The 23,509-nt window shown below is 65.2% G+C and carries 23 protein-coding genes; 9 read left to right on the top strand and 14 right to left on the bottom strand.

Annotation, left to right across the window (positions count from 1 at the left end; translation table 11 throughout):
• Nucleotide 1: 1 nt before the first annotated feature.
• Nucleotides 2-835 (bottom strand): YihY/virulence factor BrkB family protein, encoded by an 834-nt coding sequence (locus tag AC6H34_RS09395; protein ID WP_448150305.1) that lies wholly within the window; start codon nucleotides 833-835, stop codon nucleotides 2-4.
• A gap of 465 nt (nucleotides 836-1,300) precedes the next feature.
• Here AC6H34_RS09395 and AC6H34_RS09400 point away from each other — a divergent pair, with 465 nt between their 5' ends.
• Together AC6H34_RS09400 and AC6H34_RS09405 are read left to right on the top strand one after the other, a co-directional pair.
• Nucleotides 1,301-2,011, top strand: a complete 711-nt coding sequence (locus AC6H34_RS09400; protein ID WP_448150304.1) for a DUF1223 domain-containing protein — start codon at nucleotides 1,301-1,303, stop codon at nucleotides 2,009-2,011.
• Between the two features lie 66 nt (nucleotides 2,012-2,077).
• Entirely contained in the window at nucleotides 2,078-3,040 is a 963-nt protein-coding gene (locus AC6H34_RS09405) for a threonine/serine dehydratase (protein WP_497538627.1), read from the top strand.
• Between the two features lie 34 nt (nucleotides 3,041-3,074).
• Here AC6H34_RS09405 and ppa read toward each other — a convergent pair whose 3' ends face one another.
• From ppa to AC6H34_RS09430, 5 genes are all read right to left on the bottom strand, one after another.
• Nucleotides 3,075-3,611: an inorganic diphosphatase gene (gene ppa, locus AC6H34_RS09410; RefSeq protein WP_448150302.1), complete on the bottom strand. Its 537-nt coding sequence runs from the start codon at nucleotides 3,609-3,611 to the stop codon at nucleotides 3,075-3,077.
• Between the two features lie 117 nt (nucleotides 3,612-3,728).
• A complete protein-coding gene (locus AC6H34_RS09415; RefSeq protein WP_497538628.1) occupies nucleotides 3,729-4,772 on the bottom strand; it encodes an ABC transporter ATP-binding protein in 1,044 nt (347 codons plus the stop codon).
• Nucleotides 4,769-6,349, bottom strand: coding sequence for an ABC transporter permease (locus AC6H34_RS09420; protein ID WP_497538629.1), 1,581 nt, complete (start codon nucleotides 6,347-6,349; stop codon nucleotides 4,769-4,771). Before AC6H34_RS09420 ends, AC6H34_RS09415 begins: the two co-directional genes overlap by 4 nt.
• A 253-nt stretch (nucleotides 6,350-6,602) precedes the next feature.
• On the bottom strand, nucleotides 6,603-7,628 hold the full coding sequence (locus AC6H34_RS09425) for an iron ABC transporter substrate-binding protein (RefSeq protein ID WP_497538630.1): 1,026 nt from the start codon (nucleotides 7,626-7,628) through the stop codon (nucleotides 6,603-6,605).
• A 475-nt stretch (nucleotides 7,629-8,103) separates the two neighbouring features.
• On the bottom strand, nucleotides 8,104-8,613 hold the full coding sequence (locus AC6H34_RS09430; RefSeq protein ID WP_448150298.1) for a GNAT family N-acetyltransferase: 510 nt from the start codon (nucleotides 8,611-8,613) through the stop codon (nucleotides 8,104-8,106).
• A 148-nt stretch (nucleotides 8,614-8,761) separates the two neighbouring features.
• Here AC6H34_RS09430 and hemH point away from each other — a divergent pair, with 148 nt between their 5' ends.
• Both hemH and AC6H34_RS09440 read left to right on the top strand, forming a co-directional pair.
• On the top strand, nucleotides 8,762-9,811 hold the full coding sequence (hemH, locus tag AC6H34_RS09435; protein ID WP_448150297.1) for a ferrochelatase: 1,050 nt from the start codon (nucleotides 8,762-8,764) through the stop codon (nucleotides 9,809-9,811).
• A 91-nt stretch (nucleotides 9,812-9,902) separates the two neighbouring features.
• Complete coding sequence (locus tag AC6H34_RS09440) at nucleotides 9,903-10,688, top strand: DeoR/GlpR family DNA-binding transcription regulator (RefSeq protein ID WP_497538631.1); 786 nt, start codon at nucleotides 9,903-9,905, stop codon at nucleotides 10,686-10,688.
• 26 nt (nucleotides 10,689-10,714) lie between these two features.
• On the opposite strand, the gene AC6H34_RS09445 is transcribed toward AC6H34_RS09440, so the two are convergent.
• Nucleotides 10,715-11,419, bottom strand: coding sequence for a 4-hydroxythreonine-4-phosphate dehydrogenase (locus AC6H34_RS09445; RefSeq protein ID WP_497538632.1), 705 nt, complete (start codon nucleotides 11,417-11,419; stop codon nucleotides 10,715-10,717).
• A 197-nt stretch (nucleotides 11,420-11,616) separates the two neighbouring features.
• A complete protein-coding gene (locus AC6H34_RS09450) occupies nucleotides 11,617-12,213 on the bottom strand; it encodes an invasion associated locus B family protein (RefSeq protein WP_497538633.1) in 597 nt (198 codons plus the stop codon).
• A 318-nt stretch (nucleotides 12,214-12,531) separates the two neighbouring features.
• Here AC6H34_RS09450 and AC6H34_RS09455 point away from each other — a divergent pair, with 318 nt between their 5' ends.
• Nucleotides 12,532-12,744 carry a hypothetical protein gene (locus AC6H34_RS09455; protein WP_497538634.1) on the top strand — a complete coding sequence of 71 codons (213 nt, stop codon included), beginning with the start codon at nucleotides 12,532-12,534 and terminating at the stop codon, nucleotides 12,742-12,744.
• Between the two features lie 78 nt (nucleotides 12,745-12,822).
• On the opposite strand, the gene AC6H34_RS09460 is transcribed toward AC6H34_RS09455, so the two are convergent.
• Entirely contained in the window at nucleotides 12,823-14,109 is a 1,287-nt protein-coding gene (locus AC6H34_RS09460; RefSeq protein ID WP_497538635.1) for a cytochrome-c peroxidase, read from the bottom strand.
• 97 nt (nucleotides 14,110-14,206) lie between these two features.
• Between AC6H34_RS09460 and AC6H34_RS09465 the strand changes: the two genes are divergently transcribed.
• Entirely contained in the window at nucleotides 14,207-15,760 is a 1,554-nt protein-coding gene (locus AC6H34_RS09465; RefSeq protein WP_497538636.1) for an acid phosphatase, read from the top strand.
• 27 nt (nucleotides 15,761-15,787) lie between these two features.
• On the opposite strand, the gene AC6H34_RS09470 is transcribed toward AC6H34_RS09465, so the two are convergent.
• From AC6H34_RS09470 to AC6H34_RS09490, 5 genes are all read right to left on the bottom strand, one after another.
• Nucleotides 15,788-16,855, bottom strand: a complete 1,068-nt coding sequence (locus AC6H34_RS09470) for a threonine aldolase family protein (RefSeq protein ID WP_497538637.1) — start codon at nucleotides 16,853-16,855, stop codon at nucleotides 15,788-15,790.
• Between the two features lie 132 nt (nucleotides 16,856-16,987).
• The gene (locus AC6H34_RS09475; RefSeq protein ID WP_497538638.1) at nucleotides 16,988-17,506 is read right to left on the bottom strand and encodes a DoxX family protein; all 519 of its coding nucleotides are present in this window, start codon (nucleotides 17,504-17,506) and stop codon (nucleotides 16,988-16,990) included.
• 47 nt (nucleotides 17,507-17,553) lie between these two features.
• A complete protein-coding gene (locus AC6H34_RS09480) occupies nucleotides 17,554-18,309 on the bottom strand; it encodes an HvfC/BufC family peptide modification chaperone (protein WP_497538639.1) in 756 nt (251 codons plus the stop codon).
• A 1-nt stretch (nucleotide 18,310) separates the two neighbouring features.
• Nucleotides 18,311-19,174: an MNIO family bufferin maturase gene (bufB, locus tag AC6H34_RS09485; protein WP_497538640.1), complete on the bottom strand. Its 864-nt coding sequence runs from the start codon at nucleotides 19,172-19,174 to the stop codon at nucleotides 18,311-18,313.
• Between the two features lie 169 nt (nucleotides 19,175-19,343).
• Entirely contained in the window at nucleotides 19,344-19,625 is a 282-nt protein-coding gene (locus AC6H34_RS09490) for a BufA1 family periplasmic bufferin-type metallophore (RefSeq protein WP_448150286.1), read from the bottom strand.
• Nucleotides 19,626-19,921: 296 nt separating this feature from the next.
• Here AC6H34_RS09490 and argC point away from each other — a divergent pair, with 296 nt between their 5' ends.
• The 3 genes from argC to AC6H34_RS09505 all read left to right on the top strand — a co-directional run bounded on the left by argC (nucleotide 19,922) and on the right by AC6H34_RS09505 (nucleotide 23,347).
• Nucleotides 19,922-20,881: an N-acetyl-gamma-glutamyl-phosphate reductase gene (gene argC / locus AC6H34_RS09495; protein ID WP_497538641.1), complete on the top strand. Its 960-nt coding sequence runs from the start codon at nucleotides 19,922-19,924 to the stop codon at nucleotides 20,879-20,881.
• Between the two features lie 295 nt (nucleotides 20,882-21,176).
• Nucleotides 21,177-21,947: an L-iditol 2-dehydrogenase gene (locus AC6H34_RS09500; protein ID WP_448150284.1), complete on the top strand. Its 771-nt coding sequence runs from the start codon at nucleotides 21,177-21,179 to the stop codon at nucleotides 21,945-21,947.
• 89 nt (nucleotides 21,948-22,036) lie between these two features.
• Nucleotides 22,037-23,347, top strand: a complete 1,311-nt coding sequence (locus tag AC6H34_RS09505) for an ABC transporter substrate-binding protein (RefSeq protein ID WP_497538642.1) — start codon at nucleotides 22,037-22,039, stop codon at nucleotides 23,345-23,347.
• The last annotated feature ends 162 nt before the right edge of the window (nucleotides 23,348-23,509 follow it).

A 23,509-nucleotide genomic window follows, 5' to 3' on the forward strand; every position in this document is an offset into this window, starting at 1 on the left:
CTCAGGACTTCGCGGGGTGGCGTGCCTCCGCCAGTGCCGCGTTGAACTCCGCGCCGAGGAGAAAGGCCAGGGCCACGAGCCAGAGGAAGAACAGCGCCGCGAAGACGCCGCCAAGGCCGGCATAAAGCCGCGAATAGGTGTTGAAATCGGTGATGTAGATGCTGAACACCCAGCCACCGACCAGCCAGAGTCCCAGCGTCAGCAAGGCTCCGGGCCAGATCCTGCGCAGGGGCGGGCTGCTCGCGACCAGGAAGATATGCACGAGCATGATGGCGCTGCCGAGAATGAGCAGCGTGATGCCGTAGCGGGCGAGCTGGATGGTCGGCCCCAGCGGTTCGAGGAAGGGCGCGAATGAAATGGCGGCCTGCCACATGACCGGCCACAGTACGACCAGGAGAGCCAGCGTCACCAGCGCCAGCGAGGCGACGAAGACGAAGAGAAGGCTCTCCAGCCGGCACAGCCAGAAGGAGCGCGTCTCCACGAGACCATAGGCGCGGTTGACACCCACGCGAATGGCCTCCACGCCGTTGCTGGCGAGCGTGAGCGCCACGATGGCCGAAATGGTGACGAGGCCGGGCCTGGAGTTGCCCAGCACATTGGTCACCTCCTCGGCTATCGGCTCCGAGACGGCATGCGGCCAGGTCTCGAACAGGAGCCTGACGACTTCTCCCTGCAACTGGCCGGTCCCGAGCACGCCCGCAAGCGAGGCCACGAAGATCAGGAAGGGGAAGGTGGCCGTGAGCGAAGAGAGCGCCATATGGCTCGCCAGCGCGTAGTCGTCATGCTCCGCGACCCGCGTCAGCACCCGCCAGATCAGGCCGAAGACGAATTTCATGCCCGCCCCGTGCTGTAGCTCGAGCGCGGGCGGCGGCAATCCGGGACCGCGCCCGCCGCAGGACAGGATCCGTGACCTCGGAGCCTCGGCTTATCCGCCAACCCGCTCGCTCCGTCCCGTTTCCGACGCTGCCCCGGGCCACACCTGCACGATATTCGCCAATGCGCTACGGAAGCTTCTGTTCCGCGACCGCCCCGCATGGCGCACAGACCGTCGGCGGCGATTCTCGTCACATCATGTCCCCTGCTTGCCTCGGGCATCCAGCTTTCTTAACGGCATGGCCCAACGACCTGTCAATCCGGAGGCGGTTGCGCAGCCAACGTGGCTAAAGCTCACGCCTCATCACGAATCGCGGCGCGGCCGGCTGCTCACCACAGCGTTACTCGCTCGTTAACAACATGCAATGTATGCCTTGCAATCAAAGGAGCTTCCGCTTTACTGCCCCCCTTGAACCGGACGAGACCGATGCGTCGAACAGTTGTTGCAGCCCTGCTCTTGCTGACCGCCTGCGGTCCGGCGCTGGCGCAGCCGCGCGCCGTGATCGAGCTCTTCACCAGCCAGGGCTGCTCATCCTGTCCGCCGGCCGACAGGATGATGGGAACCTGGGCGAAGGACCCGACCCTTATCGCCCTCTCCCTGCCGGTGGATTACTGGGACTATTTGGGCTGGAAGGACACGCTCGCCAACCACAGTTTCTCCCAGCGCCAGCGTGCGTATTCGGAAGCGCGCGGCGACCGGGCGGTCTATACGCCGCAGATCGTGGTCGACGGCGTGCAGCATGCCGTCGGCTCCAACGATGCACAGGTGAAGCGTGCCATCGAGGCGGCCGCCAACCGCGCCAACGTGCTCACCGTGCCGGTCGGCATCACGGGCAAGGATGGTGCCTACAGCGTCACGCTCGGGAAGACTGCGCTGCAAGGCGAAGTCTGGGCGATCCCGGTGGAACGCGAGGCGCAGGTGGTCATCGAGCGCGGTGAGAACACCGGTCAGACGGTGACCTATTCCAATGTCGCGCGCGGCTTGCGCAAGGTCGCCGACTATGACGGCAGCGCCGTCACTCTGGACCTGAAGCCGGAACTCGTCAGTGCCCCCGGCGCCGACAGCTTCGTCATCCTGGTCCAGGCCAGCGCGGCCGGCAAGCCGGGAGCCATCCTGGGCGCGGCCATGAAGCGTTAGCACTCCGCCGCGCATATCTCCTGCCCTTGGAAACGATGCGCCGGCAGGATAGGAAGAGCGGACACGATGTCCCCGCCCCCTGATCCTTCGGATGCCATGATTTCTCCCGACGACATCCGCGCCGCCTATGCGCGCGTGGCCCCTCACATTCGCTGGACGCCCGTCCTCGACATGGAAGCAGGCGCCTTCGGCCTTGATCGCCCCCTGCAGCTCAAGCTCGAATTCATGCAGCATGCGGGCTCCTTCAAGCCGCGCGGGGCCTTCAACAACCTGCTTTCGCGTCCGGTGCCGGCCGTGGGCGTCGCGGCCGCTTCGGGCGGCAATCATGGCATCGCCGTCGCCCACGCGGCACGGGCGCTCGGCCACAAGGCGCGCATCTTCGTGCCTGTGATCTCGGCGCCGGCCAAGATCGCCGCCATCCGCGCGCGCGGAGCCGATCTCGACATCGGCGGCGAGCGCTATGCGGACGCTCTGGCCGCCTGCGAGCGCTACATCGCCGAGACGGGCGCCCTCTCCGTCCATGCCTTCGACGCCTGGGAGACCATCGCGGGGCAAGGAACGCTCGGCCTCGAATGGGAAGAGCAGGCAGAGGGGCGGCTGGACACCGTGCTGGTCGCAACGGGCGGCGGCGGGCTGATCGGCGGCATCGCGGCCTGGTTCGCCGGCCGCGTGAAGGTGGTCTCCGTCGAGCCCGAGGGTTCGCAATGCCTGAAGGCGGCGCTGGAGGCCGGGAAGCCGGTGGACGTGAGCGTGGAGAGCGTCGCCGCGGATTCGCTCGGCGCCCGCAATTGCGGGCCGCGGGTCTACGAGGTTGCGAGCCGCTATGTCGGCGAGGCCGTCACAGTGCCCGATACGGCCATCGTGGAAGCGCAGAAACGCGCATGGGCGGATCTGCGGGTGGCCCTGGAACCCGGCGGCGCCACGGCGCTGGCCGCCCTGATCAGCGGAGCCTATCGCCCCGCTGCGAATGAGCGGATAGGGGTGCTGATGTGCGGCGCCAATGTGGGACTGGGCACCATAGAGGCCTAGAGAAAACTCAGTGGCGGGCAACGCCCGCCCTTTCTCAGCCTTTCTTGGCCTTGTAGCGCTCGATGGCCTCGAGGATCATGCCCTCGGCTTCCTTGGAATCGCCCCAGCCCTCGACCTTCACCCACTTGTTCTTCTCGAGATCCTTGTAGTGCTCGAAGAAGTGCTCGATCTGCTTGATCGTGATCTCCGGCAGGTCGGTGTAGTTGTGAATCTTCTCGTAGCGGCGGGTGAGACGCGACACCGGCACGGCGATGATCTTTTCGTCGCCGCCGGATTCGTCCTGCATGCGCAGCACGCCGACGGGGCGGACCGCGATCACGGCGCCGGGAATGATGCCGCGCTGGTTGGCGATCAGCACGTCGATCGGGTCGCCGTCGTCCGAGAGCGTGTGGGGAACGAAGCCGTAGTTACCGGGATAGCGCATGGGCGTGTAGAGGAAACGGTCCACCACGAGCGCGCCGGCTTCCTTGTCCATCTCATATTTGATGGGCTCGCCGCCGACAGGCACTTCGACGATGACATTCACTTCATGCGGTGGGTTCCGTCCCGTCGAAACGGCATCGATACGCATCGGCATCACATCCTGTAGGGCCGGCTTTGGCACTGGATGCGCCAAACCTCCGGTGGGCATGCAGCCTTATGCGGAAGTGGCCCCGGTTTCAACCCGGACATGACAGGATTGTTAACTTCAGGCCTCGAAGACATGGGCGGGGCCGGCCACATTGAGCCGCACACGGGAGCCGGTGGGAGGCAGGTCGAGCCCGGTGCCGGTAATGCGCAGGCGCAGGCTCTCCGAAAGCAGTTCCACCGTCACGGCGCGCAGCGCTCCGCCGAACTCGATCTCCACGACGCGGGCGAGGCATCCCTGGTCCGCATCCTGCTCCACAGGGGTGAATTTGATCTGTTCGGGCCGCAGCATGATCTCGACCATGCCGCGATGACCATGGGTGCCGGCAGGCAGGCGCCCCAGAGCGCAGTCGACCCAGCCGACCCCCGCTTCGCCCTTCATCAGCACGGCCTCGCCGAGAAACAGCGCCGTCCTGCGATCGCGGGGGCGGCGATAGAGGTCATGGGGGGGTCCGGCCTGTGCAAGCCTGCCCTCGCTCAGCACGGCGACCTGATGCGCGAAGGAGAGCGCCTCGGTCTGGTCGTGCGTGACGAGAATGGTGGTGACGCCCTCCGCCTCCAGCAGGGAGGCGACGGCCTTGCGCGTCGATTCGCGCAAGCCCGTATCGAGCGCCGAGAAGGGCTCGTCCAGGAGCATCAGCCTCGGCTGCCGGGCCAGGGCGCGGGCCAGCGCCACGCGCTGCTGCTGACCGCCGGAGAGCTGGTGCGGCCGGCGCTCGAGCATGGCCGCATCAAGCTCCACCGTGCGCATCAGGCCGAGAATGCGCGCGTCGCGATCCGCCGTGCCGCGCTGCAAGCCAAAGCCGATGTTCTGGGCAATGGTGAGATGCGGAAACAGGGAGCCGTCCTGGGTGACGAAGCCGATGCCGCGCCGGTGGGCGGGCACGATGGCCGGGCCGTCGGCCAGCACCATGCCGTTCAATGTCAGGCGGCCGGCATCGGGTGCCTCGAAGCCGGCGATCAGGCGCAGAAGCGTGGTCTTCCCCGAACCGGAGGCCCCCACGATCGCCGTGCGGCTGCCGGCAGGCACGGCGAGGCTGACATCATCGAGCGCAGCCACGGCCCCGTAGCGTTTGCTCGCTCCTTCTATGGTGAGAAACGTCATTGGCCGATCGAACGCCTCGACTGGAAATGGAGCAGGAGTGTGAGCGGCAGTGCGAGCAGGACCATCATCAGGGCATAGGGCGCGGCGCCGGCATAGTCTATATCGTTGATCGCAGACCAGAAGCGGGTCGAAAGCGTCACCGTGCCGGTCGGCGCCAGCATCAGCGTAGCCGTCAGCTCCGTGGTGATCCCGAGGGCGACGAGCGCCATGCTGGCGGCGACGCCGGGCGCCGACAGGCGCATGGTGATCTGCCAGATCGCCTTGAACGGCGTGCGGCCGAGCGCCATCGCGGCGCGCTCGAGCTCCACCGGCGCCTGCGCGATGCTGGCGCGCAGGCCGACCAGCGCGCGCGGCAGGAACATCAGGGCATAGGCGGCGAGCAGCGTCGCCATGGTCTGATAGAACGGGAGGGCGACACGCACCGTGATCGTCACCAGCGCCAGCGCCACCACCACGCCCGGCAGGGAGCCGACATAATAGTGGCAGGCTTCCAGGAGCTTCTGCAGTCGCCCGGGTGCGCGTACCGATAGCCAGGCCATCGGGAAAGCCAGGAGCGAGGTGACCGCGGCACCGAGCACGGCAAGGCCGAGCGTCTGGCCTAGGGCGCCGGCAATCACGTCCACGGGCCAGATCCCCGCGCCGCCGATGGCCAGCCACCGGGCCATGGTGAAGAGCGGCACGCCGAGCGACAACGCCGCCGTGGCCAGCGGGACGAGCATCCACACGAGCATCGTGCGGCCGAGCCTGATCCGGGTGACGGGCCGTGCCGCGCCGGAGCCGACGCGGGCATAGCGCTCCCGGCCCCGCAGCATTCCCTCCAGTGCCAGCAGCAGCAGGCACGCCGCCACCAGCACGCCGCCCAGCATGTTGGCGGCCGGCCCGTTATATGCGGACTGGAACTGGTCGACGATGGCGGTGGAGAAGGTATCGAACTGGATCATCGCGTAGAGGCCGTATTCCGCCAGCAGGTGCAGGCCCACGAGCAGCCCCCCTCCGCAGATCGCCAGGCGCAGCTGGGGCAGCACCACGCGGAAGAAGACGCTCATCGGTGAAAGCCCGAGCGAGGCCGCGACGTCCTCCAGGGCCGGGTCAAGCCGGCGCATCTGCGCGGAAACCGGCAGATAGAGGAAAGGAAAATAGGCGAGCACCGAAATCAGCACGCCGGCCCAGAGGCCGCCCATGGCGGGAATGACGCTGACCCAGGCATAGGAATGCACGAAGGCCGGCACGCCGAGCGGCGCCACGGCCAGCCACGACCAGAACCGCCCACCCGGCAGGTCGCTGCGCTCGGTCAGCCAGGCGAGCGTCACCGCCAGGGCGATGGCGATGGGAATGGTGCATGCTTCGAGCAGCAGCGTGTTGACGAGAAGTTCGCCCACCCGCGGCCGGAACACCAGCGCCGAAGCAGTCTGCCAGCCGGTCTGGATGGCGATCCACACCACGAAGCCGAGCGGCAGCAGGGCGAAGAGCGAGACGAGCACAGCGGCGGCGGCAACCGCATCCCGTCCGTTGAAGCGGGACAGGGGAAGGAGCCGGCTGACATCTGCCGGTACGCGCTGACTCGAAAAGAGAGACACCAGACGTCCTGAAAATCGAAGGCCTCCGGCGCCAGCCGGAGGCAGGATATTTCGCAGATCGGGATCGATACGCAACTAAAACCTGGGGCCGCAGCCGTCTTGCCACGCCCTTGACGGCATGGCCCCGGTAGGCGGAGTGTCGATCGCCGATCGACATCTCGGAGACGCTGCCTCTGCCGGAAAGGAAGAGGACGATCGATGATCGCCCCTCCCCGCAGATCCGCGTCTTGCGCGTGCGGTCCCGCGAGCGCCGTCAGAGCAATCCGGCTGCCGTCATCAGATCGGTGACTTTCTGGCTGTTGAGATCCGAAGGCTCGATCTTGGGAGCTTGCAGGTCGGCCAGCGGCACCAGCTTCGGATTGGATTCGGCCCCCGCGCCCACGGCATATTCGAAGGAATTGCCAGTCTTCAGAATTTCCTGGCCACCCTTGCCCGTGATCCACTTCAGAAAAGCCTGTGCTTCGGCCTGGTGCTTGCTGGAAGCGAGCACGCCACCGCCGGAGATGCTCACGAACGCACCCGGATCCTCATGACGGAAGTAGTGGAGAGCGACGTTCTTGCTGTTCTCGCCGGTCTTGGCCTGATCGCCGAACCAGTAATAGTGATAGATCACGGCGCCTTCGACCTGGCCGGCATTGACGGCCTTCATCGCGGTGCTGTTGCCCTTGTAGGCCTTGAAGTTTTCCTTCATCGCCTTGAGCCAGTCGGCCGTGGCGGCCTCGCCCTTGAGGGCGAGCAGCGCGCTGACGATGGCCTGGAAGTCGGCACCGGAGGGAGAAGCGGCCCAGCGGCCCTTCCAGGCGGGATCGGCAAGGTCGAGCAGCGACTTCGGCAGCTTGTCCTCGGTCAGCTTGGTCTTGTCATAGGCGAAAACGGTGGAGCGTGCGGCGATGCCGATCCAGCGCCCATGCGCGGGGCGATAGTTCGCCGGCACCTGGGCCAGCGTATCGGCCGGCAGCGGAGCGAAGAGCTTGGCGTTGTCCACCAGAACCATCGCTGGGGAGTTCTCGGTGAGAAACACGTCGGCCGGCGAATTGGCGCCTTCCTGCACGAGCTGGTTGCCGAGTTCCGTGTCGCCGCCGTTGCGTAGCGTGACCTTGATGCCGGTCTCCTTGGTGAAGGCATCGGCCCAAGCCTGCGTCAGGCTCTCATGCTGCGCATTGTAGACGGTGATTCCGGCATCCTGGGCCTGCGCGGCGAGGGGAGCAGCGAACAGTGTCGCGGCAAGCGCTGCGGCGCTGGCTAGGACCGCGCGACGATGCGGCAGGAAGGCTCTCATCTGGACCTCTATTGAAATCGGCGCCGGACGCCAACCGGCCGGCGTTGCTGTGTAGGCAGGAGAGCTTGAGTAAGTCAAATACTTTAGATTAGAATTAGAATTGTTAAAAACTAGAATACAACATCCCTACTCAATGTTATGGAGTTAAAACGATTAAATTTGTGCATCTTTACTAGAATAAACAAATGCCGTGACTTCAATTGGCTTAAAAACAGACACAAAAGGGAGTCGACCTCGCAGAGACAAGCTCAAAATTACAAATGATTAAGGGACAGCGCGCGGGCGTGGCGGAGCGTCTGCGGACGCCACCGAGATCCCCCGCCCAGTTCCGGGCGCACGTCGTCAGGCACGAAAATTCCAACCTGGCAGCATCCCGGCAATGGAAGCAAGAGCGCAGAACGATGGCCGGCGGGCGCGCTTTTTCCGACCCTGAACAGGCAGCGCTTTGAGGATTGCAGGCAAGGGATTCCGCTCTTCAGGCCGCCCAGCCGAAGGCGACCTTCTGCAGCTTGGTCTCGCCGAAGCGCTCGACCATGGCATCCACCTTCACGCCGCCGAGGCGCTGGTAGAATTCGCAGGCACGCGGATTGTCGGCCAGGGCCCACACCACCATGCCCTTGACGTCATGGCCGCTGAGATCGCGCCGCACGGCGTTGAACAGGCGCTTGCCGAGACCGATGCCCTGATATTCAGGCCTCAGATAGAGTTCGAAGATCTCGCCCTGGTAGGGAAGGCTTGCCGCCCGGTTGCGGCCATAGGTGGCATAACCGGCGATCACGCCCCCGAACGACATCACCACGATACGGGTCTTGCGATCGATGGCATAGCGCCACCATTTCGCGCCGCGCCGTTCCACCAGCCGTTCCAGTTCGCGTCCCGGAATCACTCCCCGATAGGCGTTGCGCCAAGCCGCATCATGCACATCCGCGATGGCATGGGCGTCGTCCGGTCGAGCCAGACGTATCTCTATGGCGTCGATGCTCATGGGCGGAAGGATAAGCGGGCATGGCCGGTTCCTGCAAGTCCTTTGCGGACGGTGCACCCTCATTTGATCGATGGTCCCGACCGGTGGGCTCACAAATCTGTTGCAAGGCGGGCTCGCTGCCTGTTGAAAGGCGGCGAAAGGTAGCCGCATGACCTCCACCCCCATCGCAAGTCCCCTACCCGTTCCTTCGGACCATCCCCGGCAGGCGAGCGGCAGGATCGGCGTTCTTTTGGTCAATCTGGGCACGCCCGACGCGCCGACCTATTGGCCGATGCGCCGCTATCTCAAGGAATTCCTCTCGGACCGGCGGGTCATCGAGGTGCCGCGCCTCCTGTGGTGGCCACTGCTCAACGGCATCATTCTCACCACGCGCCCGGGCAAGAGCGGCGCCAAATATGCATCGATCTGGGACAAGCAGGCCAACGCCTCCCCGCTCCTTGTGATCACACAGCGCCAGACCGAAAAGCTCGCCGAGGCGATGGCCGCCCGCGATCCGCGGCTGACGGTCGATTTCGCGATGCGCTATGGAAGGCCCAGCATCGCCGAGCGCCTGGACGGCCTGCGTGCCAAGGGCTGCGACCGCATCCTCATCGTACCGATGTACCCCCAATACGCGGCCGCCACGACGGCCACGGTCTGCGACAAGGCCTTCGAGCACCTGATGACCCTTCGCTGGCAGCCCGCCATCCGCGTGGCGCCGCAATGGCACGACGATCCGGTCTACATCGAGGCGCTGGCAAGCTCCGTCCGGGGGCACCTGGCCCGGCTCGACTTCGAACCGGAGGTGCTGCTCGCCTCCTTCCACGGCGTACCGAAGAACTATCTCATCCAGGGCGATCCCTATTACTGTTTCGCCATGAAGACGGGCCGGCTGCTGGGAGAGGCGCTGGGCCTCGACGAAAGCCGCTTCAAGATCACCTTCCAGTCCCGCTTCGGCAAGGAGGAGTGGCTGAAGCCCTATACGGACGAGACGGTGGAAGCCCTCGCCAAGGCCGGCACGAGGCGGATGGCCATCGTCGCGCCCGGCTTCGTCGCCGACTGCCTGGAAACGCTGGAAGAACTCGGCGAGGAGAACCGGGAGATCTTCCAGCACAATGGCGGCGAGAAATTCGCCTACCTGCCCTGTCTCAACGACAGCTCGGAGGGCCAGCATGTGCTGGAACACGTGGTGACGCGCGAGCTGGCGGGCTGGATCTAGGACCTCTCCCCCTTGAAAAACCACAAGGAATGTTGCAACTGCCAAACGGGCGCACATCGCCGACAGGGTTATGGCAGGGACGAGGATTTCGATGGCCGGGATTCTGCGCAAGGGCGACCGGCAACAGGCGATCCTGGCGGAACTGCATGCATCGCCCTCGATCCGTATTTCCGAACTCGCGCAGCGCTTCGACGTCGTCACCGAAACCATCCGACGGGACCTCGACGAACTCGGCCGCCAGGGCCTGCTCAGCCGCACCTATGGCGGTGCTGCGGGTCCGCCGCTGGACCTCGAACCCTCGCTTGACGACCGCTACCGTACCAAGGTCGATCAGCGCTCGGCGATCGCGCGCACTGTCACGCCGCTGCTGCGCGATGGCGACACCCTCATGATCGATGCAGGCGCGACGACCATCTATGTCGCGCGGCGCCTTGCCGCCGAACTCAAGGGCCTGACCGTGATCACCACGAGTTTCGGAGTGGCTTCGGCCCTCGCGGTCAATCCCACGATCCGGGTGATCGTCTGCCCCGGCGACTTCGATGTGCGCGACGGCGGGGTGGGTGGTCCGGACACGCTCGCCTATCTGCGAAGATTCAACCCGGCCCATGCCATCATCGGCGCCAGCAAGGTCGATATGAACGGACCGAGCGACGAGAACTCGATATCGGCCTGGAACAAGCGCGCGATGATCGAGCGGGCGGGATCGGTGATCCTGGTGGTCGACCATTCCAAATTCGGTCAGGAAGCGCTGGAACATGTCTGCGCGCTGGACGAACTGGACTACCTGGTGACGGACGCACGCCCCTCCGCAACCCTTGTCTCGGCGCTGGAGAAGGCGGATGTGGAGCTGCGGGTCGCCAAGGCCCAGGATACCTGACCTGAGCCCATCCCGCTGGGTATCTGTCACCGCGGTATCGCTGCCGCCGGTTCGGAGACTGTGCTGCCGCAGGCGGCGAGCACGTCGGCAAGCTGCGACAGGGTCGAGCCCTTGGCCGGGCTGAAGGAACCGTCGAACACGGCCGAGCCGATGGTGAAGGCATCGGCGCCGGCTGCCTTCAGCGCCTGTATCCTTTCCGCAGAAGTGACCGACCCCGCAGCGATGAGAGAGCCCTCGCCGAGGCCCCGCCGGGCGGCTCGAACAAGATCGAGCGGGTCGGCCTCCGTCGAGCGATAGGCGAGCAGGTCTACACCGGCGCACCCCTTGCGCATGAAGGCGCGGCAATGCTGCTCGATCTCCAGGGGATGTCCGCCGAGGCGCGTGGGATGGCCGACCGGCCGGCCTGGAAACGGGAAATAGGCGGTGCGGCTCCCCTCCAGGATGGCCAGCGTCTCGTCGACCTGCGTACCGCCGAGGAGCCTGTCGACGCCCAGGTCGCGAGCAATGCGGGCCGAACGCAGGCAATCCTCGGGGGAAGTCGATACCACCTCCATATAGGAGATCGCCCCCGAGTCGCGGATGGCCTGCGCCAGGCGGTCGAGCACGGTCAGCGACACGCCGATATCCTTGAAGCCGACATGTCCAAGCCGCAAGGGAGCGATCTGCTCCATGAGCTCCAGGCAATCCTCGACCGTTCGGTCGCTGCGCGTCAGCATGAAAATGAAATCCATGGCAGCGGCTTCTCCCGACCTCGGCAATCGATAGTTGGAGATATCACTTTCGAATTTGCAAGAGCAACATGGCTATGGTGGACGGCACGGATCCGGAGCGGAAATATCGAGCTTTCGATACCTGCCGGCAGCGAAGGCCGTCCGGTCACGAGGGCCACTCCCTTGGCAGGCGGGCCTGGCTCCCGGTCGACCGTCCTCTACTTCACGATGGCGACGGCGCGCTCCAGTGCGTTGCCGAAACCCTTGAGCGAGACGTTGAAGACCAGCGGCTTGGCGTTGGCATCCAGGGATTTGGTATTCAGCTTGAGCTGGGTGCCTGCCTTCAGGGCCGCGACCGTGGCGGCCTGGAACGTCAGCGGCACCAGGCACCCGCTGGGGATGCAGGTCTGGAACTGCAGCGGCTGGCCCGCCGGATTCTGATCGAGGGCGAGGGTCACGCCTGCGGAGAATTGAAGGCCGAAGGGCATCACCAGCCTGCCTGTGACGCCGCCATCGGGCACGGGCCGCAGTTCCACCCCGAGCACGAACCGGTTCGTCTGGCTCTCGGACTGAACCTGCTGGACCGTGCACTGCTTCACCTGGTTGGGAGCGGTGCACAGGACACTCCAGTCCTGGTAGGTTTCCTGGATCGAACTGGCGCCACCGGGAAGGGGGGAGGGCTTTGCGGTGACCGGCTGTTTCTCACCGGCCTCCTGGGCTGGTTGAGCGGGCACCGGCGTCTGGGGCTGTGTCTGGGCTTGGGCCACGCCGGTCAAGGCGGCGAAGATAAGGCTCAGGGTAAGTTTCAGCATCATGTCCTCGAAGGGACCGTCCCGCGGCCCCGATTGTGATGGGTGGCGCAGCCAAAACATAATTCCGGCCAGCTGGCTAGAGGCCGCCATGGGGCCGGCCTAATATTGGACGAGATCAAAACTGGGCGGGCGGCAGTATCGGCGATCCCAGCCCATGAGTTCGCGGCAGCCGCCGGCGCATGTCGATCGAATAACCGTTCCGAGGCCTGGGATGTGACGGCGAGATGTCGCAGGAATGCGGGAAGATGACAGCCTTTCGCCTTGACTGGCAGCGCCTTCCGACCCAACTTCCGCAAGGATACTAATCCAACAGGTGGCATCATGGATGTTGAAAAGGCGATTGCGCTGGTCTCGGCGGCCGGCATAGGGCTCACGGATCGCCGCCGCAACGGCGACGACACCGGCTGGTGCCTCAGCTTTGCCAACGGCGCGGAGCTCGAGGTGAAGGACAACGGCGAGCTGAGCGCATCCGGCAAGGGCGGCGACGACGTTGCCAAGCTCCTCGACCTGCCCGGAAACCCCGGGATCAGCTGAAGACAGGCCCCGCCCGCGCGATGCCGGGCAAGACTGCGGCACCGAGCCTTCGAGATCCTGGAGGCGACGGCGCGGATCCTATTCCGATGCGTCGTACCCGTCCGTGAGTGTGCCGAGGAATGCGACGACGTCGTCGATCTCGCTCGCACTCAGCGCCGGTGCATCGCCGGGATGCCGATCAAAGGGCGGATCGGTATTGATGTTCGCCTTGGCGTTCTGCGGAAGGTCGTCATATTTGTCGATCGTGCCGTCGGACTTGCGAGGATACCACTTGCCCGGATCAGTCTCGCGGCCGACATAGAATTCCACCGCCTGGCGCAACGAGTGGAAGACGCCGTTGTGGAAGAAGGTCTGGCGCAGCGCGACGTTTCGCAGCGTCGGCGTACGGAACAGGCCGCAGTAGTCGGGCCGGTCACGGAAGTCGACGCGCAACGGGCCGCACAGGCCGAGATCATGATAGGCGGGATCCTTGTTGGCCGGAATGGCTGGATTGCGCGGTACTCCAAGCGAAATCAATCCGTAGTCGGTGAATTGCGGCGGCGTACCGTCATTGCCGCGCTGGCTCACATGGCAGGAAGCGCAATTGCCCTTGTCGGATGCGTTGAAGAGTTCGAGGCCCCGGGCCTCCTGCGCGGTCAGCGTCGCCTTGCCCGCGAGATAGGCGTCGTACTTGCTGGAATAGGGATAGAAGGTCCGGTAGTCCTCCTCATAGACCTCCAGTGCCTTCAGGGCGGTGCGGAAGAGGAGATGCGGGTCGGACTGCGCCGCCGGACCGGCCAGCTCGGCGAGCTTCCTGCCGTAGCTTGCCGCCTGCAGGCGGCGCACGACCGTGGCCTCGTCCCTGTTTCCCATCTCGAAATCGGAGAACAGCGGTATCTCGGCCTGGTCCGAGCCGCGGTCGACGCGGCCGTCCCAGGTCAGCCCACCGGTCGGGCCGTTGTCGATACTCTCGTCGGCATCGTCCTCCGATTCGTAGAAGTGCTCGGTGAAGGAGGGCGCGGCCTGCAGGTATTTGAGCGAGGGAACGGCGCGCAGCCCCGGCTGCCGCAGGTCGCCGCCGCCCAACTGCACCGCGAGGCCGTTGGGCGGGCCATAGGCATGGGCTGGATCGTGGCACGACGAACAGGCCAGCTTGCCCGAGCCCGACAACGATGGGTCTCGGAAAATATCGTGCCCCAGCGCCGCCAGGACCTCCACTTGCCTGTTCACCTCGGCGCGCGACATTCCGGGATCAGCCGGCGACTTGCCGGCCTGATCATCCGCGGCGACGAAACCCGAGACCAATCCCGCTGCTGCGAAGACCAGGGCTCCCACGACGCGGCGCTTTATTGTTGTGTCGCAAAGCGGCTTTATGTTGAAATTCATCCGTCCTGCCCAGCGGCGCGTTTTCAATCATCTGACGCGGCATGGTGGAGTACGGATGTGAAGATATCAACACAGGTACGACAGGAAGGGTGCCAGGATGCGGGCGAGATTTATTGCAACGGCTTCGACCATCGGTCTTGCCATCGGAGCGATGACGCCGGCGCTCGCGGCTGGATACAATGACGATACTTCTCTCAACCTGGGGTTGATAGACACTGTCGTGATCGTCTATGCCGAGAATCGCAGCTTCGATAATCTCTACGGCGGCTTCCCCGGCGCCAACGGCCTGCAGAATGCCTCATCGACCGCAACGCTCCAGCTCGATCGCGACGGCACGCCGCTCAAGGAGCTGCCGCCGACCTGGGACGGCCTCACCGCCAAGGGCGTGACGCCGCCGGTGACGCAGGCGCAGACGGAGCACCTGCCCAACCGCCCCTTCCGCGTCGATGACCCGCAGGGCTTCAACCTTTCCCTCGGCACCATCACCCACGACCTCTGGCACCGCTTCTACCAGAACCAGATGCAGATCGACGGCGGAAGAAACGACAAGTTCGTGGCCTATGCCGATGCCGGCGGCCTGGTGATGGGCACCTGGGATGGCTCGAAGACCGCGATGTGGAACGTCGCGCAGAAATACACCCTGGCCGACAATTTCTTCATGGGCGGCTTCGGCGGCTCGTTCTTCAACCACCAGTGGCTGATCTGCGCCTGCGCGCCCTATTACGCCAATGCCGACACCAACCCGGCCAAGCCCTCCATTGCCGTGGTCGAGGCCGACGGCGTGACGCTGAAGGGAGCAGCGAACTCCCCGAAATCGGCGATGGACGGCATTCCGAAATTCGCGGGCGACGGCAATCTCACGCCGGACTTCTACGCCGTTAACACCATGCAGCCGCCCTACCAGCCCAGCGGCAACGAACCGGCCAAGGGCGCCGATCCCGCCACGGCGGACCCGGCCAAGGCCACCACCCTGCCTCCGCAGACGGAACCGACCATCGGCGACCTCCTGAGTCTGAAGCACATCACCTGGGCCTGGTATTCCGGCGCCTGGCAGGATGTGCTCGATCACGGCAACAAGACGCCGGTGCCGAACTTCCAGTACCACCACCAGCCCTTCAACTATTACGCAAACTATGCGCCGGGCACGGCGGCCCGCACGGAGCATCTGCGTGACGGCGGCCTTGCCGGTGCGGAATTCATCAAGGCGATCGATGCTGGCACCCTGCCGCAGGTCTCCTTCTACAAGCCGCAGGGCGACCTCAACCAGCATTCGGGCTACGCCGACATCCAGGCCGGGGACGCCCATATCGCCGACGTCGTCAGCCATCTCGAGAAGAGCCCGCAATGGCCTCACATGCTCGTCATCGTCACCTATGACGAGAACGGCGGAATCTGGGATCATGCCGCCCCGCCCAAGGCCGACCGCTGGGGTCCGGGCACGCGCATCCCCGCGATCATCGTCTCGCCCTTCGCGCGCCGCGGCTTCGTCGACCACACTCCGATGGACACGACCTCCATCCTGCGCTTCATCACGCGCCGCTTCGACCTACCGACCCTGCACGGCATCACGGTGCGCGACAATGCCGTCGCAGCGAACAACGAAGCGCCGCTGGGAGATCTGACGACGGCTCTGGACCTGAAAGGGAAGTGATGGCGGGAAGGCTGCAGGGTTGCAGAACTACCCCTGCGTGATCGCCAGGAATCGCTCCACTTCCTCCGACCGCGTTGCGAAGGAGGTGACCAGCCTCACGAGATCGGCATCGGCGGCTGGGCGCCTGTCCTCGGGCAGGGCCGCTGCCGGCCACTCGTAGAGTTTGGCGCCCTCCTGTCTCAGGCGCATGATCGTCGCCCTCGGCAGCACGGCAAAAACCTCGTTGGCTTCGGTGTCGAAGCCGAGCGTGTGACCGGCTTCGAGGAGCCCCTGGGACAGGGCCGCAGCCATGGCGTTCGCATGGCGGGCGAGTTCCAGCCAGTGGTCATCATCCAGCATCGCCAGGAACTGCGCCGCGATCGGCCAGGCCTTGGAGACCACGTGGCCGCTGCGCTTGCGCAGCCACTCGATTTCCGCCGCCTTGTCGGCCTCGAACAGCACAACGGCCTCTGCCATCAACGCGCCATTCTTGGTGAGGCCGAGCGAAAGGGCGTCGACGCCAGCCTTCCAGGTAATGTCGGCGAGACGTGCGCCGCGATCCGCCTTTTCGAGGAAGGCCACGGCATTGGCGAAACGCGCGCCATCCATATGCACCTTGAGGCCGTTTTCCCTGGCAACCGCAGCAAGAGCCGAGATCTCGGCCTCGCGATAGACCGTGCCGCTTTCCGTCGCCTGTGTGATCGAAAGTGCGGCAGGCTTGGGAATCGGCGAACCGGAGCCGCTGCCGCGCGCCACCGCGGCCTGGACGACCTCCGGTGTCAGCTTGCCGGCCGCGCCCGGGAGAGGAACCAGCCGCGCGCCGCGTGTGAAGAACTCGGGCGCACCCGCTTCGTCACCCATGATATGGGCGTCCTGATGGGCATATACAGCGCCGTAGCCAGGGCTGAGCGCGCTCAGCGCCAGAGAGTTGGCGGCCGTGCCGGTGGCGGCGAAGAGCAGGCCGACGTCACGTCCGAACAGGGCCGCGAGCCTTTCCTTGAGCTCGCGCGTCAGTTCGTCGCTGCCGTAGGCGGGTGCGATGCCGCCCGCGCCGCGGGCAAGGGCATCGATGATCTTGGGGCTGGCTCCAGCCCAGTTGTCGCTGGCGAAATTCATGCCCTGAAGTAGAGCGGGCGGGGCCGGATATGCAAGCGGATCGGCTGGACCAAATGTCGCTGAGGAGAAACAGGCGGGACAGGAAGCGCTTTCCTGGGCCAGTGAGACGCCAGCGATCCCAGGAACGATCCGTCAGGCCCCGTACGACGTTCGGCCCCTCGCCCCTGCGATCAGTGTATCCAGCGAGAACAGCCCGCCACCCCACTTGATCAGCACCAGGCAGCAGACCGCCCAGGGCAGATGCTCGTTGTAGTTTTCGGGATAGATGCTCTCGATGACCGCCGTCATGCCGAGCAGGCCGAGACCAGCAAAACGCGTGCCGAGACCCAGGACCAGCAGGATCGGGAAGAGATGCTCGCAGGTCATGGTCACATAGGCCATCAGATCCGGGAACGGAAAGCCGAACTCGATGCCACCTGGCAGGTGCACCTTGAATTCGTTCTCGAACAGATAGGTCGTCGTATCGTTCAGCGTGAACAGCGTGCCTGGCTCGACGCGGGTGCGGGCAGACCACCAGAAAACCCGGATCAACGCGATGCGAGCGGCGAGAGCGATCAGCCAATAGGGCGCAAGCGTGCACCAGCGGATCGCGAGGGCGAGCAGCGTCGTCGGCGCGGGCGCAGCGGCCGGCGCGGTGGCAGGAATGGTCATGGCCGTATCCTCGATACCGCCGGCGATGGCGCGGCGGCCTTGCGTCGTTACAGTTCGAACCGGCATATGATGCCGGCATTGATCAGCGCCGCCATGGCGCCGGGAAGGTCGAAGTCCGCCGCCTCGGCAAAGGCGCTCTCGGCGGCCATCCCGAGGGAATTGCCGGCCCGCAGCCCTGCAAGGAAGGCATGGCCGCCCGGCGGCAGGATCTGCACCGTCACGTCGAGATTCGGGCGCGTCACCAGGACGTCCTCGCCCGACCAGTCCGTCACCTCACGGGCTTCCCCACCCGAGTTCATCTGCCAGATGGTCGCTGCCGGAAAGGCCGAGCGCAGCAGCCGTGCCGCCGGATGAAAGACGGCACGCACCTCCCCGAGGCGTTCGGGCGGCAATGCACTCAGGACACCGAGCGTGGCCGGTGCGGCATCGGCGGCGTGATAGGCCTGGCTGCGTGCAATCTCGACCCGCATCACATCGGGAAGATAGGGCACTTCCCTGGCGGGCTCGAACGTCTCCGCGAATCCGGGAAGTTCGTCGCCGTAGTCCAGCAGCAGGGGCGACCGCGGCGGGTGGGCCCGCACGAACGGGATGGCGAGCGCCCGGAAGAACTCCTCGCCGACCAGCCTCACCGAGGCGGGAAAACGGCTCTCCAGGGAGCTGGCGAGGCCGAGCGTGACATTGTTGCGGTAAACCGCGAAGCGCCTCGCAGGCGCGACGCCGTTGTGGGCGGTGAGCCCGGCCGGCATGGCGGCATCGGGATCGAGCACAGCCACACGGAACGCTTCCTGAAGGTCCGCCAGCATGTCAGGCCGCCTGCTTCTCGACCGCCCGGTCCATTGCCGCCTCGGCGAGGGCGGCCTCCCGGGCCAGCACCGGCCATTCCGGCACGTCGTTGTCCCACTCGATCAGCGTCGGCAGGCGGCCGACCCTGGCGATGACGCGCTCGTAGAGCGCCCAGACCGGATCAGCGACCGGCCGGTCGTGCGCATCGATAAGAAGGAGCGCGCCGGCGTCGTCGACCGTCTCGGCATGCCCGGCCAAATGAATTTCGGCAACAAGATCAAGCGGGAACCGATCCAGATAGACTTGCGGCGAGGTGCCATGGTTGGTCGAGGATACGAAGACGTTGTTGATGTCGAGGAGCAGCCCGCAGCCGGTACGGGCAGCGACAGCACGCAGGAAATCCGTTTCCTCGATCGTGCTTTCCTCGAACAGCAAATAGGTGGAGGGGTTTTCCAGGAGCATGCGGCGGTCCATCGCCTCCTGCACCTCGTCGATATGGTCGCACACGCGCTGCAGCGTTTCCCGCGTATAGGGCACAGGAAGGAGATCGTTGAGAAAGACCTCCCCGTGGCTGGACCAGGCGAGATGCTCGGAAAAGCTGGCCGGTCCGTAGCGCTCGTCCAAGGCCCGCAGGCGCGCGAGATGGTCCCGGTCGAGCGGACGGGCTGCGCCGATGGAAAGGCCGACTCCATGCAGCGACAGGGGATAGGTCTCGGCAATGGCCCTGAGTTGGGCGTGGGGCGGGCCGCCGGCCCCCATGTAATTCTCGGCATGGACTTCGAAGAAACCCATCTCCGGCCGCGTGGCCAGGATGTCGGCGACATGTTCGGGCTTGAGCCCGGCGCCGGCACGAAGAGGCAGGGTATTGAAGCAGGCGATGCTCATGGATCTCTCCGGAACGATCCCCCCACGCCCGGCGGGAAGAGCGCCGGGTGTGAAAGGGGCTTCGAAACATCTACGGCGGCAGGGGGACGGTTGTTACGCTTCGATACCGAGCTTCCGGCCCCTTGCCTCCGCGCTCCCTCCGGTCGGAGGAGAGCAAGATGGATTGCGATCAGCTCTTGATCGGCGTCAGCGAGCCGGTGCCGGTAGGCGTCTTCATGGTGGCGCAAGTGCCCTTCGGCACGAGCTTGAAAGACTGGCCGTCATAATCGATGGTCGAGCTTCCGGCGCAGGAATGAGCGCCGGCGGCGCAGTCGTTCTGGCCCTTGAGCGCAACGCCGTAGCACTTTTCCTTGGCGTCGTCGGCGCGGGCGGGAGCCGATAACAGGGCTGCGGCACTGGCAACGGCTCCGGCCAGAGCGAAAGCGGTGGTGGCCTTGGTGAAAACGGACATGGGAGCATCCTTCTGTATCTGGGCAGGGACCGGTGTGTCGGCGTCCTCTGCTGGAGTGGACTATGCCGCCATCGGCCTTCACTGCCAAATCAAGTGAGCGTGGCAAAATACGCACTTTTCGCGCGAAAACATGTGATATTTCCGGTTGTAACAAAGGCAATGGCCGCTTCGTAGAATGGTGTCCGGCCCGCCCGCCGGGCACGGCACCGGAATCCATTGACAGTAACAGCGATGACCCCGATATAGCGGCCATCATTTCCCGAAGTCGCCCGCGCTCTCCTCGAGGAGGACCTGCCATGGCCAGCCTTTCCGATCTCGCCGACAAGCCGCACCAGGCCGGCGCCGTCCGTACCGTCTTCATCGACGGCGAGGCCGGTACCACCGGGCTCGGCATTCGCGAGCGATTGGCCTCGGTCGCGGGCGTCGTCACCCGCAGCATCGCGCCCGAGCTGCGCAAGGATGTTGCAGCCAAGAAGGCCCTGCTGCGCGAGGTCGATCTCGTCGTGCTCTGCCTGCCGGACGCCGCCGCCAAGGAGACGGTCGCCCTGGTGCAGGAACTCGGTGCCGAGGGTCCGAAGGTGCTCGATGCCTCCACGGCCCATCGCGTCGCACCGGGCTGGGTCTATGGCTTCGCCGAAATGGCGCCCGGCCAGGCCGAGAGAATTGCCGAGGCCCGCTTCGTCGCCAATCCCGGCTGCTATCCGACCGGTGCCATCGCGCTTTTGCGTCCGCTTGTCGATGCCGGCGTCATTCCCGCCGACTACCCGATCACGATCAATGCGGTGAGCGGCTATTCCGGCGGCGGCAAGTCGATGATCGAAGCCTATGAGGCGGGCACTGCGCCCGCCTTCGAGCTCTACGGCCTCGCGCTCGAGCACAAGCATGTCCCTGAGATCCGCGAATATGCCCATCTCACCCGCCGCCCGATCTTCGTGCCGTCGGTCGGCAATTTCCGCCAAGGCATGCTTGTCTCGGTGCCCCTGCATCTCGACACGTTGCCCGGCAAGGCGAAGGCTGCAGACCTGCACGCCGTCCTCGCCCGCTATTTCGAGGCCGCAAAGCTCGTCAACGTGCTGCCGCTGGACGGTTCGGGCAAGCTCGAGCCCGAGGCGCTGAACGATACCGACCATCTGGAGCTGCGCGTCTTCCCGAATGAAGAGCACGGCCAGGCGATTCTGGTCGCGAGGCTCGACAATCTCGGCAAGGGCGCCTCGGGCGCCGCCGTGCAGAACCTCAAGCTGATGCTGGGTCTCTGACACCTCCCGCTTGTTTCCATAGGGCCATAGTCGCGGCACCCGGCAGGGATCACTCTACCGGGCCCGATGCCATGGGCGGCCGGGTACTTCCCGAGCCTCAAACGTCCTGTTGAGGCACGTCGCGCGCGCGGTTCGCAAACTATTGCAATTTCCTTCTGAAAGATGTTACACAAATTACGGATGCTCTTCGTGGCGTCCGTTCCTGTCGTCGATCGCCAGTCAGGTGCCCATGCCGGAGTCCATCTTCGGCGTGAACGGTGGTCCTTGGCCGGCGATCCGGAATTCGAGTGGTGCCATGAGGATATCGGCTAAGGTCGCAGTCGTAACAGGGGGCGCGCGGGGCATAGGCCGCGCCATCGCCGAACGCCTGGCGGAGGAAGGGCTGACCGTCGCCATCGCCGATCGCTCTATCGAGGAAGCGATCGAGACCGCGGCGGCGATCGGCGGCAAGGCCTTCGCGGTTCCCCTCGACGTTACCGACCAGGCCTCCATCGACGCGATGGTTGCCGCCGTGGTCGAGAAGGCCGGCCGCATCGACGTGCTGGTCAACAATGCCGGCCTCTTCGACATGCTGCCGCTGATGGATGTGACGCGCGAGAGCTACCACCGCGTCTTTTCAGTGAATGTGGAGGGCCTGCTCTTCACCCTGCAGACGGTTGCCCGGCAGATGATCGCGCAGGGCGAAGGGGGGCGCATCATCAACCTCGCTTCCCAGGCCGGCCGACGCGGGGAGCCGCTCGTCTCCGTCTACTGTGCCTCGAAGGCCGCAGTCATCAGCCTCACGCAGAGCGCTGGGCTGGCGCTCGCCAAACATCGCATCAACGTCAACGCCATCGCGCCGGGCGTGATCGACACGCCCATGTACGACTATGTCGATTCGCTCTGCGCTAAATACATGAACATCCCCATCGGCGAGAACAAAAGGCAGGTCTCGGCCGGCGTTCCCTATGGACGCATGGGCAAGCCCGAGGAGATCGCCAGCATGGCTGCCTTCCTCGTCAGCGATGATGCCGGCTACGTGCTCGCGCAGACCCTCGGCGTCGACGGAGGCAACTGGATGGCCTGAACCGAGCGTATCTGGTGCGCCGTCAGGTCCGGGCGCGCCGCCAACAACAAGAACAAGCCCCTACAGGACTGTCACACAAGGAGGAAACCATGAAATTCCTGGCCAAGATCGGCCTGTCGCTGACGGCGATCCTGTTCGCAGGCGTTGCTGCGCGCGCGGAGGAGATCACCATCGCCACCGTCAACAATGACGACATGATCATCATGCAGAAGCTCTCTTCCGAATGGGAGAAGGCGACCGGCAACAAGGTCAACTGGGTGGTGCTCGAGGAAAACGTGCTGCGCCAGCGCGTGACCACGGATATCGCCACCAAGGCGGGCCAGTTCGACATCGTGACCATCGGCGCCTACGAGACGCCGATCTGGGGCAAGGCCGGCTGGCTCGCATCGCTGAACGATCTCGGCGACGACTACGACTACAAGGACGTGTTCGAGCCGCTGCGCAACGGCCTGTCGGTCGACGGCAAGCTCTATGCCGTGCCCTTCTATGCCGAAAGCTCCTTCACGCTCTATCGCAAGGACCTGTTCGAGAAGGCCGGGCTGACCATGCCCGAGCAACCGACCTGGGACCAGATTGCGCAATTCGCCGACAAGCTCACCGACAAGTCGAAGGAGCAGTACGGCATCTGCCTGCGCGGCAAGCCGGGCTGGGGCGAGAACATGGGCCTGGTCACCACCATCGTGAATACCTTCGGCGGACGCTGGTTCGATATGGACTGGAAGCCGCAGCTGACCTCCGATCCCTGGAAGCAGGCCATCAAGTTCTACGTCGACCTCCTGAACCGCGACGGCCCGCCCGGCGCGACCTCGAACGGCTTCAATGAAAACCAGGCCCTGTTCGCCAGCGGCAAATGCGCCATATGGGTGGACGCCACCTCGGCGGCCGGCCGTCTCTACAACAAGCAGACCTCCAAGGTCGGCGACGTGCTGGCCTTCGCCCAACCCCCGATCAAGGTGACGCCGAAGGGCGCCGGCTGGTTCTGGGCCTGGTCGCTCGCCGTGCCCTCCTCCACCAAGAAGCTCGACACCGCCAAGTCCTTCGTGAAGTGGGCGACCTCCAAGGACTACGTCAAGCGGGTCGGCGAGACGCAGGGCTGGGTTGCCGCACCGCCCGGCACGCGCCAGTCGACCTATGACAATCCGGAGTACAAGAAGGCTGCGCCCTTCGCCGACATGGTGCTGAAGTCGATCCTGACCGCCGACCCGACCAACGCCACCAAGGATCCGGTGCCGTACAAGGGCATCCAGTTCGTGGCGATCCCCGAGTTCCAGGGCATCGGCACCAGCGTCGGCCAGGCCATCGCCTCGATCGTTGCCGGCCAGCAGACCGAGGACGCCGCCCTGGGCGCCGCCCAGGACGAAGTGACCCAGACGATGCAGCAGGCTGGCTACATCCAGTAATTTCCTGCCCACTCCAGGCTCCGGGCGTCCTCCCGCGCTCGGGGCCTCCTTTTTGAAGGCCTGGATCTCCAGAGCAGAATGCATTCAAGGCGAGCCGTTCTTCCAGCTCGGCGTCCTGGAAATGGAGGCATTTTGCGATTCCTGGCGGTTCGATCCGAAAAC

This window comes from Labrys sp. ALF-8, assembly GCF_059699065.1.

Excerpts from the sequence above, each read along its gene's own strand:
- AC6H34_RS09395 (WP_448150305.1), bottom strand. The coding sequence starts at position 835 with ATGAAATTCGTCTTCGGCCTGATCTGGCGGGTGCTGACGCGGGTCGCG.
- AC6H34_RS09400 (WP_448150304.1), top strand. The coding sequence starts at position 1,301 with ATGCGTCGAACAGTTGTTGCAGCCCTGCTCTTGCTGACCGCCTGCGGT.
- AC6H34_RS09405 (WP_497538627.1), top strand. The coding sequence starts at position 2,078 with ATGTCCCCGCCCCCTGATCCTTCGGATGCCATGATTTCTCCCGACGAC.
- ppa (WP_448150302.1), bottom strand. The coding sequence starts at position 3,611 with ATGCGTATCGATGCCGTTTCGACGGGACGGAACCCACCGCATGAAGTG.
- AC6H34_RS09415 (WP_497538628.1), bottom strand. The coding sequence starts at position 4,772 with ATGACGTTTCTCACCATAGAAGGAGCGAGCAAACGCTACGGGGCCGTG.
- AC6H34_RS09425 (WP_497538630.1), bottom strand. The coding sequence starts at position 7,628 with ATGAGAGCCTTCCTGCCGCATCGTCGCGCGGTCCTAGCCAGCGCCGCA.
- AC6H34_RS09430 (WP_448150298.1), bottom strand. The coding sequence starts at position 8,613 with ATGAGCATCGACGCCATAGAGATACGTCTGGCTCGACCGGACGACGCC.
- hemH (WP_448150297.1), top strand. The coding sequence starts at position 8,762 with ATGACCTCCACCCCCATCGCAAGTCCCCTACCCGTTCCTTCGGACCAT.
- AC6H34_RS09440 (WP_497538631.1), top strand. The coding sequence starts at position 9,903 with ATGGCCGGGATTCTGCGCAAGGGCGACCGGCAACAGGCGATCCTGGCG.
- AC6H34_RS09445 (WP_497538632.1), bottom strand. The coding sequence starts at position 11,419 with ATGGATTTCATTTTCATGCTGACGCGCAGCGACCGAACGGTCGAGGAT.
- AC6H34_RS09450 (WP_497538633.1), bottom strand. The coding sequence starts at position 12,213 with ATGATGCTGAAACTTACCCTGAGCCTTATCTTCGCCGCCTTGACCGGC.
- AC6H34_RS09455 (WP_497538634.1), top strand. The coding sequence starts at position 12,532 with ATGGATGTTGAAAAGGCGATTGCGCTGGTCTCGGCGGCCGGCATAGGG.
- AC6H34_RS09460 (WP_497538635.1), bottom strand. The coding sequence starts at position 14,109 with ATGAATTTCAACATAAAGCCGCTTTGCGACACAACAATAAAGCGCCGC.
- AC6H34_RS09465 (WP_497538636.1), top strand. The coding sequence starts at position 14,207 with ATGCGGGCGAGATTTATTGCAACGGCTTCGACCATCGGTCTTGCCATC.
- AC6H34_RS09470 (WP_497538637.1), bottom strand. The coding sequence starts at position 16,855 with ATGAATTTCGCCAGCGACAACTGGGCTGGAGCCAGCCCCAAGATCATC.
- AC6H34_RS09475 (WP_497538638.1), bottom strand. The coding sequence starts at position 17,506 with ATGACCATTCCTGCCACCGCGCCGGCCGCTGCGCCCGCGCCGACGACG.
- AC6H34_RS09480 (WP_497538639.1), bottom strand. The coding sequence starts at position 18,309 with ATGCTGGCGGACCTTCAGGAAGCGTTCCGTGTGGCTGTGCTCGATCCC.
- bufB (WP_497538640.1), bottom strand. The coding sequence starts at position 19,174 with ATGAGCATCGCCTGCTTCAATACCCTGCCTCTTCGTGCCGGCGCCGGG.
- AC6H34_RS09490 (WP_448150286.1), bottom strand. The coding sequence starts at position 19,625 with ATGTCCGTTTTCACCAAGGCCACCACCGCTTTCGCTCTGGCCGGAGCC.
- argC (WP_497538641.1), top strand. The coding sequence starts at position 19,922 with ATGGCCAGCCTTTCCGATCTCGCCGACAAGCCGCACCAGGCCGGCGCC.
- AC6H34_RS09500 (WP_448150284.1), top strand. The coding sequence starts at position 21,177 with ATGAGGATATCGGCTAAGGTCGCAGTCGTAACAGGGGGCGCGCGGGGC.
- AC6H34_RS09505 (WP_497538642.1), top strand. The coding sequence starts at position 22,037 with ATGAAATTCCTGGCCAAGATCGGCCTGTCGCTGACGGCGATCCTGTTC.